Source organism: Actinokineospora terrae (genome assembly GCF_900111175.1).
In the GTDB taxonomy this organism is placed as follows: domain Bacteria; phylum Actinomycetota; class Actinomycetes; order Mycobacteriales; family Pseudonocardiaceae; genus Actinokineospora; species Actinokineospora terrae.
Genome location: NZ_FOGI01000011.1, coordinates 136,891 through 152,372, shown reverse-complemented (window position 1 = coordinate 152,372; position 15,482 = coordinate 136,891). Strand labels below are relative to the sequence as shown.

At 69.1% G+C, this 15,482-nt stretch carries 8 protein-coding genes; 2 read left to right on the top strand and 6 right to left on the bottom strand.

The window, feature by feature from the left end; translation table 11 throughout:
* Positions 1 to 29: 29 nt before the first annotated feature.
* Positions 30 to 2,168 (bottom strand): M4 family metallopeptidase, encoded by a 2,139-nt coding sequence (locus tag BMY07_RS24760; RefSeq protein WP_092783346.1) that lies wholly within the window; start codon positions 2,166 to 2,168, stop codon positions 30 to 32.
* A 454-nt stretch (positions 2,169 to 2,622) separates the two neighbouring features.
* Here BMY07_RS24760 and BMY07_RS24755 point away from each other — a divergent pair, with 454 nt between their 5' ends.
* Positions 2,623 to 3,615, top strand: coding sequence for a DNA cytosine methyltransferase (locus tag BMY07_RS24755; RefSeq protein WP_218150755.1), 993 nt, complete (start codon positions 2,623 to 2,625; stop codon positions 3,613 to 3,615).
* Here BMY07_RS24755 and BMY07_RS35950 read toward each other — a convergent pair.
* Both BMY07_RS35950 and BMY07_RS24745 read right to left on the bottom strand, forming a co-directional pair.
* Positions 3,604 to 4,047, bottom strand: a complete 444-nt coding sequence (locus tag BMY07_RS35950; protein WP_092783343.1) for a hypothetical protein — start codon at positions 4,045 to 4,047, stop codon at positions 3,604 to 3,606. The genes BMY07_RS24755 and BMY07_RS35950 overlap by 12 nt on opposite strands.
* Positions 4,048 to 4,117: 70 nt before the next feature.
* Positions 4,118 to 7,537 carry an aminoglycoside phosphotransferase family protein gene (locus BMY07_RS24745; RefSeq protein WP_092783341.1) on the bottom strand — a complete coding sequence of 1,140 codons (3,420 nt, stop codon included), beginning with the start codon at positions 7,535 to 7,537 and terminating at the stop codon, positions 4,118 to 4,120.
* A gap of 247 nt (positions 7,538 to 7,784) precedes the next feature.
* Here BMY07_RS24745 and BMY07_RS24740 point away from each other — a divergent pair, with 247 nt between their 5' ends.
* Positions 7,785 to 9,308 (top strand): alpha/beta hydrolase, encoded by a 1,524-nt coding sequence (locus BMY07_RS24740; protein WP_092783339.1) that lies wholly within the window; start codon positions 7,785 to 7,787, stop codon positions 9,306 to 9,308.
* A 590-nt stretch (positions 9,309 to 9,898) separates the two neighbouring features.
* Here the strand turns inward: BMY07_RS24740 and BMY07_RS24735 are convergent.
* The 3 genes from BMY07_RS24735 to BMY07_RS35010 form a co-directional block, all read right to left on the bottom strand.
* Positions 9,899 to 13,405: a M28 family peptidase gene (locus BMY07_RS24735; protein ID WP_245782637.1), complete on the bottom strand. Its 3,507-nt coding sequence runs from the start codon at positions 13,403 to 13,405 to the stop codon at positions 9,899 to 9,901.
* Between the two features lie 390 nt (positions 13,406 to 13,795).
* On the bottom strand, positions 13,796 to 14,605 hold the full coding sequence (locus tag BMY07_RS24730; protein ID WP_092783337.1) for a S66 peptidase family protein: 810 nt from the start codon (positions 14,603 to 14,605) through the stop codon (positions 13,796 to 13,798).
* Between the two features lie 656 nt (positions 14,606 to 15,261).
* Positions 15,262 to 15,482, bottom strand: a 221-nt coding sequence (locus BMY07_RS35010) for a hypothetical protein (RefSeq protein WP_218150754.1), incomplete at its 5' end; no start/stop codon positions are given.

Genomic DNA, 15,482 nt, shown 5'->3' with positions numbered 1-15,482 from the left:
TGTTATCCCTACCGGACTGCTCTGGGGACTCAGCCCAGGGTCAGCGCCAGGTCGTCGAGGACGAACGAGGTCTGCAGGTTGCTGTCCTCGCTGCCCGCGAACTTCAACGTCACCGTCTGCCCTGCCAGGGCGGAGACGTCGTAGGTCTTCTGCACGTAGCCGCTCGCCTTGTTGGTGTTCGAGAACGAGGCGACCGTGGTCGAGCCGAGGGTGACCGCGAGCTTGTCGTAGGCCAGGTTCTCGGTCTCGGCGGAGTCGATGTGCAGGTAGAAGCTCAGCGTCGCCCGGCACCCGGCCGGGATGGTGACCGACTGGGAGACGGTGTCGGTGTGCGCCGAGCCCCAGCCACCGAGCCAGGACGACTGGGTGCCGCTACGAGCGGGCTCGCGGTAGCTGGTCCAGTTGCCGATGGTGGTGTTCGGGTCGGTCCAGCTGGTCTTGCCCGACTCGAAGCCCGGGTTCAGGATCTTCTGGCCGGAGCAGCCGCCGGGGGGCTGGGTCGTGGTGGTCGGCGGGGTGCTCGTGGTCGGCGGGGTCGACGAGGTGGTCGGCGGCGTCGTGGTGGTGCTGCTCGGCGGCGTGGTGCCACCGGTGCAGGTCGGGTCACCGGACTGGGCCGGGACGCTCACCGCGTCCCAGGCGGCCTTGACCGCGTTGAACTCCGCGCAGCTGCCCGAGTACAGGTTCTTGGCCGCGGTCAGCGTCCAGGTGCGGTACTTGAGGTAGGAGCTGCTGGAGGTCTTCAGCTGCACGGCGCCGTGCATGATCTTGATGGCCTTCTGGATGCCGATGCCCTGCAGCGTGGTGTTGTTGCAGGTCGGGCTGACCGGCTGGCCGTTGCTCGGGTTCGAGCCCTCGGCGAGCAGGTAGAACCAGTGGTTGCCGGGACCGGCCGCCGCGTGCACCTCCATGTTGGGCACGCTGCTGGAGTAGCAGTTGGGGTCGCTGCCGTGCAGGGAGGGCTTGTACATGTAGCGGATCGGGCCGGAGCCGACGAGGTTGGTGTCCTCGCCCATGATGTAGTCGGGCTCGTCGTAGGCCGAGGGCTCGTTGGCGAACCACTCGGTCGCGGTGCCGAAGGTGTCACCGATGAACTCCTGGGTGCCACCACCGGAGAAGCCGCCGGAGCCGGAGTGGTCGTCGATGCCGTGGCCCATCTCGTGGCCCAGGATGTCGAGCGAGCCGACCCACTGGCCCTGCGGGTTGTGGCCGAGGTTCACGTACGCCGGGCGCGAGGAGTAGTAGTACGCGTTCTGCTCGTCGAGGCCGACGTTGATCTTCCAGGCGCCGCCCTGGCCGTCGAAGCTGTTGCGGCCGACCCACTGCGAGAGCATCTTGTTCTCGGTCTGGGCGACGAACAGCGCGTCGGCGCAGCCGGTCTCCTTGTTGGTCGCGGTGCCGTTGCCCCACGAGTCGTCGGAGCCGGAGAAGACCGCGCCGGAGCTGTAGTCGCGGCAGTCCAGACCCGTGATGCTGGGGTCCTTGAGCGAGTACGTGCTGCCGGACTTGGTGGTGTTGAGCGGCAGGTTCGGGCCGTTCCAGTACCCGGTGCCGGTGCCCTCCGCGAGGTGCTCGACGGTGCGCAGCACGCGGCCGTCCTGGGCGTCGACGTAGACGCTGAGCGCGCTGGCGTGGCCGTGCTCGTCCTTGCCGATCACGTTGCTCTCGAAGGCGAGGCGCCCACTGCCCTCGGCGACGACGACCTTGCGGCCCGCGCCGTTGGACTTGCCGCCGGTGACCTGCTTGAGCGCGATGGCGTCGGCACCCGCCTGGGTCAGCTTGGCGGTGGTGACGTCCACCTCGCCGAGGGTGTTGTCCTGGGCGACGGAGGTCGCCTTGACGGTGCCCTGGTCGTCGGTGGCGACCACGAAGTCACCGCCGATGACGGTGAGGTCCTTGTAGGTGCGGTCGTAGGCGACGTAGTTGAGGCCACCGGCGGACCGCACGGCCTTCTGCACGAACTTGTCCTTGCCACTGGCGTGCAGTGCGGCAGGCGGGTTGGCGACCAGCGCCGAGACAGCGCTGGTGGCGTTGGCCTGTGCCTGGGCGGCAGTGGTGGCGGTCGCGGGCTGGGCCTGGGTGTTCGGGACCGCGATGGCGGTCCCGACGACGACCAGTCCCGCGGCGACCGCGCCGCCGACGGCGAGCAGGCGATGTGCCGGCTTCATGGTGCTCCTTTCCCAGGCCTCACGTGGTTGGGAAATCCACGGCAGGGAAACCTGGAAAACGCAGGGATGAACTATTGGCGCCGAACGCTATCCCCGCGCAAGCGAGTGAAACCAGGTCCTTCACACGGCTAAATCTTCACAACGTCATCACCGTGAAGGTGCAGGTCAAAGCGGACAAACGGTGCGATCGCGGGCATTTTATGGGCAACCGGGCCGTACTCAAATGGCGCTTTCCACTTATACATAGAATTGACTCAGAATGGTAGGTAGGTCATCCACTGGGTCGAGGCGCGGGAGTCCCCGATCATCATCGCGACCACGGCGAGCAGCACGGTCGCCACCCTGGCGAACACCATTCGCGCCTCCCTCGGCTGGGGTGAAGTGCGCAGACGCTAGTCGGCGACCGCGCGGCCATCAAGGGACGCGGGGCAGCCGTTACCTAGACTCGGCCGCTATGACGGTGGCGATGGTCGACCTGTTCGCCGGTCCCGGCGGACTCGACGTGGCCGCGCGGTGGCTCGGGGTAGTGGCAACCGGGATCGAGTGGGACCGCAACGCGTGCGCCACCAGGGCGGCGGCCGGGCTGGCGACGGTCGTGGGCGACGTCCGCGACCACGGGCCCGCCGAGTTCCCCGACGCCACGGTGCTGGCGGGCGGGCCGCCGTGCCAGACGTACACCGTCGCCGGTTCCGGGGCGGGTCGACGGGCGCTCGAGGTCGTGCTCGGGTTCGTGAAGCGGATGGCCGCGGGCGAGGACGTGCGCGACGACCTGGCCGGGCTGGACGACGAGCGGACCGGACTGGTGCTGGAGCCGCTGCGGTGGGCACTGGAGGCGCACCGGCTGGGGCGGCCGTACGAGGCGATCGTCCTGGAGCAGGTGCAGGCGGTGCTGCCGGTGTGGGTCGCGGTCGCGGAGGCGCTCGCCGGGATCGGGTACCGCTCGGACCTCGGGATCCTGCACACCGAGGAGTACGGGGTCCCGCAAACCCGCCGCCGCGCCATCCTCATCGCCCGCCGCGACCGCCAACCGTCCTTGCCCCAGCCCACGCACCAGCGCTACCGCAAGGGGTCCGCGCCGGTCCCCGGACTGCCCCGCTGGCGCTCCATGGCTGACGCCCTCGACCGCGACGACTTCGTGGTCATCTCCAACTACGGCACCGGCGGCGACCCGAAAGCCCGAGGCCGCCGAACCTCCGCCGAACCCGCCGCCACGGTCACCGGCAAGATCTCCCGCAACCGCCTGACCACACAAGACGGAACGGAACTCCCCCGCTTCACCCCCGCCGAAGCGGGCACACTGCAAACATTCCCCCCCGACTACCCGTGGTCCGGCAACGACATCCCCCAACAAATAGGCAACGCCATCCCGCCTCGCCTCGCCGCCCACGTGCTGGCTGCCGCTCTGGGCATCGACCTGGACCCGGCCACAATCGACTCACTCCACTGACTCATCCACCGATCCCCTGCCGCCAATGGCCCGCAACGCCACGTAAACCGGCAGCAGTGCGACGAACCCCACCATCGCGACCTCACGCGCCAGCGCCCACACCTGCGGCATCTGCTGCCCCTCCAGGAAGTCCTCCTCGACGTTGGCATAAGCCATGACCACCAAGAACGCCGCCACCGCCCCCACCCCGACCACCGGCGCGACCACCCCCGCGACCCCGCGCCCACGCCTGATCACGGCCCGATAACCCCGGTCCGAGAACAGGTACGCCGCCACCAACACCCCGAACACCACAGTCACCACATCCGCCGTGCCCCGCACCCACCCCGGCAAGCCGAACTCCAGCCACCGCGACACCGGCCCCAAAACCGCCCCAGGAAACACCACCGCGATGGCCACCTCGGTCCAACGCCAGTCCTTGTGCTCTGTCACGCGTCCGGGTCTACCTCACCCATGGTGATCAAGAATGGCTTGGCGGTGAACAGGGGACACATCCGAGAAATCACTGCCAGGAACGCAGTGCGGCCTCGACAGCCGCCGAGTCGACGTCGACCTGTTGTCCCCAGGTAGCGCGCGCGGCACGCAGTTTCCCGACCAGGCTCGCGACCAGTTCCTGTTCCTGCCGCGGACTCCGACTGCCTTCGGCGAGCAGTTTCGCGTAGCGGACCCCGTCCACGATCACGGACTTGATCCGCTCATGACCGAGGTAGGTGGCCAGGTCCTCCTGCCACGAAGCGGAAGCGGCCCGTGGGTCGGCGGCGGCCAGGGCCGTGTGGAAGGCGTCGAGTTCGTCGGGCAGGTACCCCATCTTGTGCAGGTGGCCAGCGACGTCGTAGACCGGATCGCCCCACAGCGCGAGCTCCCAGTCGATGAACGCGATCGTGCCGTCCGCCTGAATGATCATGTTCTTGCGGTGCACGTCGGCGTGTACCAGGCGGAACGGGCGGTGGCGCACCGTCCGCCAGCCGTCGAGGACGGACTCCAGCGGGTCTCGCGGAACTCCGAGGTCCCGGTAGACCTGCGCGAACGACTCCGCGTTGGTCTCGTAGACCCCCTGGGTCACGTCCGACAGCCTGCGTGCGAACGCCGCCGGGTCATCCTCAGGCCACCCCGTCGGCCGAGGTAGGGCGTCTGGCGGAACGCGGTCCAGCTCACTGAACAGGTGGACCACATCGCCGATGACGCCTGCGGGGACCGCGTGCCCACGGGGCGCGACGTCGTCGAGGAGTTGGCCGTGGATGAAGTCGTGGACCTGGTAGCTGGGCTGTTCCGAGGCCCAGCGCAGCCGCGGCGCCGCGGTGACATGCGGCTCGATCGCGCGCAGCACCTCGGGTTCCGGCCAGAGTCGCAGGTCCATGACGTCCGCGTCCGCGATCGCGATGCGGACGTTCACCGCGCCGGTCGAACCGTCCACGCGGATGTTGTGGTTGTAGAAGCCCGCCGCTGCGTCGGTCCGGGTGAGCGCCTCGCGGTAGCAGGCATCCGGGTCGACACCGAGCACCCGGGCGATCAGCCGCTGGGCGTCGTGGTCGAGGTCCCGGGTCGGGTCGGGCGGCTCGATCTTGCCGCGGGCCCGGACGGCGGCGGCGGACACCTCGGGATCGGTCCACCCGTACAGGGCCAGCGCGGCCCGCGCGACCAGGACGAGCGTCGGGTAGACGTTGGCCGCCTCGAGTTCGGCGACGGTCCAGCGGACCCCGGCGACCGCCGAGGCCCGGTCGCCGCGCCGGGCGTGCAGCGCCGACCTGAAGAGCTCGGCCCTGGCCCGTCCGGAGCGGTACCCGGCGCGGTCGAGCGTGTCGCAGGCGTCGGCGAAGGTCCGCTCGGCGGCGTCGAGGTCGCCGGTGGACAGCTGGGCCAGGCCGAGCGCGGTGTACGCCTTGCCCAGTTCGTGCAAGGCCCCGAGTTCGCGCTGCACCTCGATCGCCCTGCCCGCGGCCGCGACCGCCCGCGCGGGATCGGTGATGGCCAGCAGTTCGGCGGTGTTCGTGGCCAGATTGGCCTGTCCGATGACGGTTCCCGCTGCCCGGTAGTGCGCATCGGCCTCGGCGAGGTAGTGCGCTGCCCGGTCCGGTTCGAACGCGAACCGGTAGGCGAGATGACGCAGCCGCGCGACGTCCCCCAGGAACTCGTGGTCGTCGGGATCGGCGAGCGTGGTCAGCTCGGCGCACAGCTCGATGGCGCGCGCGAACCGGGCCTGGGCCATGTGCAGGTCCGCGGCCCACAACCCGGCACCGAGCCGGACCCGACTCGTCCCGGTGGTCCACAGGGCCGTGTACGCCGCGAGCGCCTCGTCCGTCTTGCCGAGGATCCGCCGCGCGTTCGCCGCCGCCAGCGCCAACCGCTCCGCCACAGGTCCGGCCGCGGGTGGGGCGCCCGCCGTGTAACCGTCGGCCAGTTTGGCGTCACCGATCAGCAGCGCGCCCTCGGCCAGCAGGCACCGGGTGAGGTCGGCGAACTGCCGCACGTCCTCGCCGCGGTCGCGGGCACGCCGCAGGTACGCCTCCAGGTCCGCCAGCACCCCGTCGATGCCCTGCTTCCCACCCGCCGCGGCGATCCGGTCGGCGTACTGGAGGAGGTCGACGGCGTCGAGCCTGCCTGCCCGGATGCCGTGGTAGGCGGCCTCCCGCAACGCGGTGACCCGGTCCATCGGCACCTCCGCCCTGGCGAGCCACAGGTCCTGCAACGCGCCGTGCAGGTCCGCGGTCACCTCGGCGTCGATGCGGCCGCGCAGCGCCTCGACCATGAGCTGGTGGAACTGGAACCGGGTCGTGCGGTCGGACTCGTCGGTCGGGTAGACGAACGAGTAGCCGATCAGCGAGATCCACGCGTCCCGGTGGCTCGGGAGGCCGTACCCCTCGGTGAGCGCCTGGAAGATCTCGAAGTCGAAGGTGCGCGGCAGGCTCAGCAGTTCGAGCGTGCGGACCTCATCGGGCCGCACGTGGTGCAGGAACCGTTCGAGGACCACCTGGTGCGACACCGGCTCGTGCACGGTCGCGACCCCGGACCGCTTGCGCGCGTCGATCGCGAGGTGCAGGTAGAAGGGCACGCCCGCGCTGGACCGGGCTATCGCGTCACGTTCGCCCTCGTCGTCGACGCCCTCCGCGGCCAACAACCGGTGGCGGGCGTCGACGGGGAGGTCGTCAACGCGAATGGTGGTGGTGCGAGTGGACCACTCGGGGTCGTGCCGCTCCCAGCCGAGCAGTTCCCTGCTGGCGATGACGACGAGGCCGGTGTCCAACTGCGCCACCACGTCGCGCAGCCAGACATCGGCCTGCCCCTCCCCCGTCAGCGCTTCGTAGGCATCAACGAACAGCACGTACGGCTGGTCCGCGCCCGCCTTGAGGTCGCCCGCGAAGAGGTAGGAGACGGCTTCCTCCAACGCGGGCAACGTCAAGTGATCGAGCTCCTGCAACGTCTGGTCGGACTGGATGAGCCTGCTGCGCCGGATCTTGCCCGCGCCGGTCTGCAGCAGGCGCGCCGCGGTGCCGAAGACCGGGATGCCGGTCGCGTCGTTGAGGATCTCGCCGATCACCTCGCTGCGCTCGGCGAGCGCCAGGTCCGCGCTGACGCGCAGGTGCGGGTGCAGCCGTTGCCACAGCACGGTGTAGGCGATGTCGAAGCGGTGGAACTTGATCTTCCGAGCGCCGAACTGGTGGCGCAGCACGGCAAGGGCGTTCTCCGGCTGCCGCTGGGAGGGGACCTGCAGGTCGAGCAGGGCGACGGGCTGGTCCTTGGCCAGGCGCGCGCGCAGTTCGGTGAGCAGCCGCGACTTCCCGATCCCGCCGACCCCGCTGAGCTGCAGCACCTGCGGTCGGGTGCCCGCGGCAGCCAGCATGGCGTCGAACTTCGCGATCGCGGACTCGCGGTTCACGAACAGCCTGCGGGTCGCCCCTGGTTGGAAGCGCGCGCTCAGTGCCATGGGGCCATCATGCCGTAGCGCGCGTTTGCTGTACGGCGAACGGCCTCCGGGGACCGCGGTCCGGATCTGCCCGGTGGGCCGGATGGCTTCGGTGTCAGCCCTAGGGGGCGAGTCGAGTCATGTCATTCCCGGGTGTGATCACCGGGTCCTCCCCCAGCATGTTGTGACCGGTGATCGGCTGCTGGGAGTGTTCGCGGGACCCGAACGCGGGGGAATGGACACTGTGGACGGACAAGGGGTGGGAGCTGTGCGAGCGACGACGCGGGTAGTGGGTGTGGTGGCCTCGGCCATCGCGCTGGTGGTGGGGAGTGTGTCCTTAGCCGGGGCGCAGGTGCAGGAGCGCGGGGGGCGGATCGACTGGAAACCCTGTGCGGAGCGGGGGGATGCGGACTGCGGGACGGTGCGGTTGCCGGTGGACTGGCGGGCGCCGCGGGGGGAGAAGTTCGACCTGGCGGTGGCTCGGCGCAAGGCGACCGAGCCGAGTAGGCGGATCGGGGTGTTGGTGATCAACCCGGGTGGGCCGGGTGGGTCCGGGGTCAACTTCGCGCTGGGGGCGGAGCGGTTCTTCAGCCCAGAGGTGTTGGCGCGCTTCGACATCATCGGGTTCGACCCGCGCGGGGTGGCGCGCAGCCAGCCGGTGAAGTGCTCGGCGGACGTGGTGGCGCGGCAGCCGTCGTTGTACCCGGCCAACCAGCGGGAGTTCGAGGCGCTGGCCGCCTACAACCGGGAACTGGCCGCCGATTGCCGCGCGCAGAGCGGGCCGATCTTCGACCACGTCGACACCAAGTCGGTGGTGCGCGACATCGATGCGCTTCGGGTCGCACTGGGCGAGCGGAAGATCAACTACTTCGGCGTCTCCTACGGCACGCTGATCGGGCAGCAGTACGCCGAGGAGTTCGGGCAGAACCTGCGCGCCATGGTCATCGACTCGAACATGGACCGCAGCGCCGGGATCACCCGGTTCGGCGCGGAGAGCGCGGCCACCGCGGAAGACTCGTTCACCGAGTTCGTGCGCTGGTGCGAGCGGACCACGTCGTGCGCGCTGCACGGCAAGGACGTCGCGAAGTGGTGGGACGAATTGCTGGCCCGCGCCGACCGGGGCGAGATCGTGGATCCCTCAGACCAGACCACGCCCGTCACGTCCGCGCAGATCATCAACGCCTCGTTCGGGGCGTTCTACGGTCCCGAGTGGGCCACGCTGGCCTCGGCGCTCGCCTCGCTCGACACCCCGGCGGCGACCAGGGCGGCGGCGAGCACCGAGCCGGTGGAGAACCCGTTCACCTCGGTGTTCTGCCAGGACTGGGACTTCCGGGTGCGCAACCACCGCGAACTCGCCACCCTGGTGTCCACCGCGAACCGGCTCGCGCCGCACATGCGCGGCTCGGTGCTCGGGCACGTGGCGACCGTCGGCTGCATCGGACTGCCCAAGGCCACCAACCCGCAACACCGGCTGAACATCACCACCGCCCCGAAGATCCTGATGCTCAACGCCGTGCACGACCCGGCCACCGGCCACGACTGGGCCGTCTCCACGCACCGGCAGACCCGCGACACCACCGTCCTCGTCACCTACGAGGGCTGGGGCCACGGCGTCTACCCCCGCTCCGACTGCACGATCGGCATCGCCGACACCTACCTGACCACCCTGCGCACCCCCCGCGACGGCACCCGCTGCGCCGCCGTCGAGCCGACCACGGGGCCGTCCATCGCGGCGACCGCACGCCCCCTGCCCGCAGGCCCGTTCCCCGGCCTGCCCGGCTGGGTGAGGTAGCCGCTTGACCGCCGGGGGCCGCCTCTGCGCGAAGAGGCGGCCCCCGGTGCGTTCAGGGCAACACCCGCCAGTCCCACACCGTTTCTCGTGGCCCCAGGCGATCCCAGGACGACTTGTCCACAACCCCGCCAACCATCCACAGCCCACCGCCACCCCCTCTTGACAAGCGGCCGAGTTCGATAGTCTCGAACGTGGGACCCCGTACCCCGGGAGGGCGGGCCCCGGGTCGGGGAGTTGATCTTGGTCGGGCGGGCGCCGGGGCGGGGTGGGCGGGCGTTCGGGGTGTGTGATCGTCCACACGTCGAGGGTCGTGGGCGCTCACGGCGGAGGCCCGGCCCACACATCGGGGTCGTGGACGTCGAGGCGGAAACCCAGCCCGTGCATCGGGGAGTGGCGGACGACAGGGCGGCGGTCCGATCCGACCGGACCGCGCTCGGCGGGCTGAAGCAGGCAGGCGCAGGGCCGAGTTCCCCGCGGTGACTCCACTGCTGACGAGCGATCCGGTCGAACCCCCCGAACAGCGAAGCGGGGTGGGACCCAAGGGTCCCACCCCGCTCCAGCGGCACTACCTATTCAGTTGTCCTGCCCGGTCAGCTGGTCTGCAGTGCCACGTCGTCGATGAGGAAGCTGGTCTGGAGACTGGCGTCCTCGACTCCGTTGAACTTGATGGTGACCGACTGGCCCGCGTACGAGCCGACGTTGACGGTGCGCTGGATGTAGCCGCCACCGGCGTTGACGTTCGAGTACGAGGCGACCGACGCGCCGTTCACCGTGACGGTGAGGCGGTCGTAGACCACGTTCTCGGTCTCGTTGGTGGTGATCTTCAGCCAGTAGGTCAGCGTCGAGTTGGAGCAGCCCGCCGGGATGGTGACGGTCTGCGCGGCGCTGTCGGTGCGGGTGGAGCCCCAGCCGTTGAGCCAGGCCTTCCAGCTACCGGTGCGGGCCGCTTCCTGGGCGCTGCTGTCGCGGACACCCGAGGTGAGGGTCCACGGCGTGGTGCCGGACTCGAAGCCACCGTTGACGATGACGTTCGATCCGGTGCAGTTACCCGGGTTGGTGCTGCCGACGGTCAGGGTGAACGTCGCCGAGCGGGTGGCGGAGCCGACACCGGAGATGGTGATCGGGTAGTTGCCCGCCGCCACCGAGGAACCGACGTTGATCGTCGCGGTGGAAGAGGCGCCGGTCTGCACCGAGCTCGGGTTGAAGGACACGGTGACGCCGGTGGGGGCGCCGGTGGCCGACAGGGTGACGTTCTGCGCCGAACCAGAGGTGGTCTGGGTCGACACCGTCGTGGTGGTGGAGCCGCCCGGCTGGACCGACGCGGACGTCGGGCTCAACGACACGGAGAAGTCGTTGGTCGGGTTCGGCGTGGTGCCAACGGCCTGCTTCCAGATCGCGTAGGCGACACCGTCAGCGGACCGGTTCAGGTGCGTCGCGCTGATGTTGTTCACCGTGTCGCACGAGCTGTGGTAGCAGGGGTCGTAGGCGGAGTTCGCCGTGCCGCCCCACTTCTGCGCCTGGGCCGAGGTCTTGCGGGCCGAGGCACCCGAGGCGTAGCCCGAGGACGGGATGCCCGCGTTCTGGAACGAGTAGTCGTCCGAGCGGCCAGCGCCCTCGGTGTTCTCCTCGGGAGCCAGGTTCAGCGAGGTCCAGTACTCCTTGAGCGGGGTCGCGACGGCGGTGTTGATGTTGTTGATGAAGTAGCCGCCGTTGACCGAGGCAACCATGTCGAAGTTGTAGTAACCCTTGATCTGCGACCGCTGCGCGGAGGTCAGCTGGTTGACGTAGAACTTCGAGCCGTTGAGGCCCTGCTCCTCGTCGGTCCACCAACCGAAGCGCACGTGCTTGACCATGGTCGGGTTCTTGGCGGCGAGCTGGAGCGCGACCTCGAGCAGCGTCGCGGAGCCGGAGGCATTGTCGTTGATGCCGGGGCCGGCCGCGACACCGTCGAGGTGGGCACCGAACATGTAGGTCTGGGCGGTGTCGCCACCGGGCCAGTCCGCGATCAGGTTGTTCGAGCGGTAGGTGCAGCCGGAGGAGCAGACCTGCTCGACCACGGTGTAGCCCGCGGCCTGCAGCTTGCCCTTGATGTACGCGACGGAGGCGGTGTGACCCGCGCTACCGGCGCGGCGGTTGCCACCGTTCTGCGACGCGATCGTGCCGAACTGCGAGATGTGCGCCTGAACAGCGGCCACGTCGATGTCCGGCGCGGTCGGGTTCGGGTTCGGGTCGGTGCCACCGGTCACGGTCAGCGAGTAGGTCGCGGTGTGGCTGGTAGCGCCCGCCGCGGTCACGGTGATCGTGTAGGTGCCGTTGGTGGCCGACGAGGCGACGGCCACGGTCGCGGTCGAGGACGCGCCGGTCTGCACCGAGGTCGGCGAGAACGACACGGTCACGCCGGAGGGCTGACCCGAGGCGGACAGGTTCACGTTCTGCGCCGAGCCCGAGGTGGTCTGGGTGGCGACGGAGAAGGTGCCCGAGTTGCCCTTGGCGATGGAGCCCGAGGACGGGTTCAGCGACAGGGAGAACTCGTTGCCGCCGGACGGGGTGCAGGTCGGCTCACCGGTCTGCGCGGGCAGGGTGATGGCGTCCCACGCGGCCTTGGTCTTGTTGTAGAGACCGCAGGTCGCGTCCAGGTTCTTCGCCGAGGTCAGGGTGGCGATGCGGTACTTGCGGTGGGTCATGCCCGAGGTCTTGAGGAGCATGCCGCCGTAGAAGATCTTGCCCGCGGTCTGGATGCCCACGCCGGTCAGCGTGGTGTTGTTGCAGGTCGGGCTGTTCGGCTTGCCGTTGCCCGGGTTGGTGCCCTCAGCCAGCAGGTAGAACCAGTGGTTGAGCGGGCCCGCTGCCTTGTGCACCTCGGTGTTGGGGATCGAGGAGCTGTAGCAGTTCGGGTCGTTGTTGACCAGCGACGGCTGGTACATGTTGCGGATCGGGCCGTTGCCGACGAGGTTGATCGTCTCGCCGACGAGGTAGTCCGCGGGGTCCTTCGGGTTGTTGGCGTACGCCTCGGTCAGCGCACCGAAGATGTCACCGGTCGCCTCACCCAGGCCCGCCTCGGAGGAGGTGCCGCCGGGGGTGTTCTGGTCCAGGCCGTGGCCGTACTCGTGGCCGACGACGTCCATGCCCGCGATCCACTTGTTGGACCCGTTGCGGCCGATGGTGACGGTCGAGCCGTCCCAGTAGGCGTTCTGCTCGTTCAGGCCGACCTTCGCGGGCCAGCTGCGGCCGGAGCCGTTGTGGCCGTTGCGACCCAGCCAGTCGCGGAGCATGTTCCACTCCTGCTGGGCGCCGTAGAGCAGGTCGCCGCAGCCGGTCTCCTTGGAGGTGGCGTTGCCGGTGCCCCAGGAGTCCGACGACTTCGAGAAGACGGTGTTGTTCGAGTAGTCCGCGCACTGCAGGCCCGGGCGGTTCGGGTCAACCATGCGGTAGGTGCCACCGGAGTTGGTGGTGTCGATGTTGACGTTGCCGTTCCACTCGCTGTTCAACGTGCCGTGGGCGGCGTCCTCGACCTTGTCCAGCACGGCGCCGGAGTTGGCGTCGACCCAGACGGTCAGGTGGCTCGGGCCACCCTCCTTGGTGGAGCCGACCACCAGGTGCTCCCACGCGAGCGAGGGGGCGTCGTTGGTGACCTTGACGACCAGCCGCGAGGACTCGACCTTGGTGGTCTTGCCCTGCAGGCCGCGCGAGGTCTGCTCGGCGGCGGCCTTGGTGACCCTGGCGGAGGTGGAGGGGACAGCCACCTTCGCCTTGGTCGCGGCCATCACGGCCTGGACGCGGCCCTGGCCGTCGGCCAGGACGGTCGCGTCGCCGCCGACGACCGGGAGGCCGCGGTAGCTGCGCTGGTAGGAGACCGAGTACAGGTCGTTGAAGAACGGGTTGACCAGGTCGCGGGAGTAGGCCTCGTCCGGGCCCTTGGCCAGCGCGTCCAGGCCGCTGTTCGCGGCGCGGTCGGCGGCCGAGATCGCCAGTGCCTGGCGGTCCTGGACCTGGGCCTGCTGCCCTTGGCTGGCGAACACCGGGCTGACGGTCAACGCGACCGTCCCCCCGGCCAGCACGGCGAAGGCGACACCAGCCGCCATCGTTCTGCGCTTCATCCGAATGCTCCTTTGTGCAGGGTTGCGCACGGCACGACCGGCTCCCGCCTCGTGGGCAGAACACCGCAGGGGAGGAATAGGACAGCACCGAGCGCGCTGAAGCATTGGTCTTGCTCAAATGCGAGTCAAGGAAAACAAAAGCCCAGGGTCGCAACTGTCAACATCTGGCAAGTCCTTCGGCTGGCGCAGCACCGGCCCACTCGGACCGTCAAGATCATCCATACCCGCCGTGACCACGGGTTGTGTCCGCTCAGACCGTTTTCGCCGAATAGTCCCGGCACTTTTCGGACTTTCCGGACAAGTTCTCACCAGGTTGGCCAGGATGCCGCCAGATCTTGACGCCGGGCCTCCCGTTACTCCGTCCGCCACTGCTCCAAAAGCACCACCGCGTCAGGCGACGGCGAGGCCCAGGATGGCGATCTCGTCGCCGTCGACGCTGACGTCCACCCCGAGCGGGATGGTCGCGATGGGGTTGGTGTGCCCGAACTCCACCTCGGCCATAACTGGGAACGCCCCACCGCCAAAGCATTCGAGCGCGGCCACCTCGAAGGCGACGTCCTCCTCGGCCGACCACCCGAGCGGCCTGCCGAAGACCACAGCCGCGACGTCGTCGAGCACCCCGGCGTTGCGCAAGTGCCAGAGGTGGGAGTCAGCGGTGGGCGCACCGTAGGGCGGCTCGGGGGTTTCGAGAAATAGTACATGTCCTGCCAAATCGGGCATCCAGGGCGTTCCGATCAGCGTGCACAACGACGGCAGGCACGCCGCGAACGCAGGCCCTCTCGCCCACCCACCCCGCAACACCTTCCGCGGCAACGGCCGACGACGGTCGCGGGGCCGCTGCTCGCGCTCCCTGCGGTCGAAATCCAGGTCCACGACCTCGTAGTCGAACCGGGGCAGGACTCCCGCTGGGGCCGCCGTGCTCACGACGCGGGTGAAGTGCTCGACGGTCTCGGGGTACGGCTCGGGGAGTTCACCGAATTGCGGGATCAACGCGGGCCCGTAGAACGTGACCAACCCGGTCTGCTGGTGCACCGCGGAAAGCAGCGTCGTCGCATCCGAGTACCCGCACAACACCTTCGGATTATCGGCGATCAGGCCGAAGTCGAGCGCCGAGAGCAACTGGGCGGAGTGCCGCCCCCCGATCGCGTATATCACGGCATCAACGGCCGGATCCGCGAACGCGGCATGCAAATCCGCCACCCGCTCCCCACCGCCCCGTCAACCGACATACCAGTCCATAGTGGACCCACTTCCCGCGCGGTTCCCGATACCGCCCTCGTGCAGGACACCGCCAAGCCACTGGACTTCAAAGCACAGTCCACCTTGCAGGGAACAGAGACAGCTCAACGAAGCTGATCGCAGTTGCGATGACCGAAGGTCAAGCGACCCCCGCTGGTTCCGCCACCAACCGCACCGTGGGCGACAGCTCAACTGGTTACAAACTCGATGTGAGGGCCGAAGGCCCGAGCGAGCCCCCGCTGGGTCCGGCGACCGCCGCACCGTGGGGGTGTGGGGGCTCGGCCCCCACAACAAACAAAGACGACCTATGTCCATGCAATCGATGGACATAGGCCGCCTGAGTTGGGTGGAGCTGAGGGGATTCGAACCCCTGACCCTCACACTGCCAGTCCGGTTCACCTAATGCTCTCACCAGCGCGAATCGCGTATCCCCTGATCAGCCGACACAGATGCGTACTGTTTCCTGCCATAGAGTCCCGTTCGGTGACGTTCAACTCCGAGCCATGCTCCAGATCTGCTCCACCAGAACCAGTGTGCAGACAAGCTGAAAGCAACCACCGACCAGTTGCATGCCTGCCACGAGTTACGTTGCTCGCCGACCCGTGAGGATCAGTGCCTCATCCCCACCGCGCGCGCCTGCTGCACGAGGGCATGGTTGCGATCCTCGCCGACCCGCGAGGGTCGGCGCTGCCGTAGCGCGGGGAGCGGACGACCAGGTCGTCGTAGGAGTTGCGATCCTCGCCAACCTGCGAGGGTCGGCGCTGCTGCGCGGGGTCGCGCAGGTCGTAGGTCTGCCACTCGTTGCGATCCTCGCCAACCCGCGAGGGTCGGCGCTGCT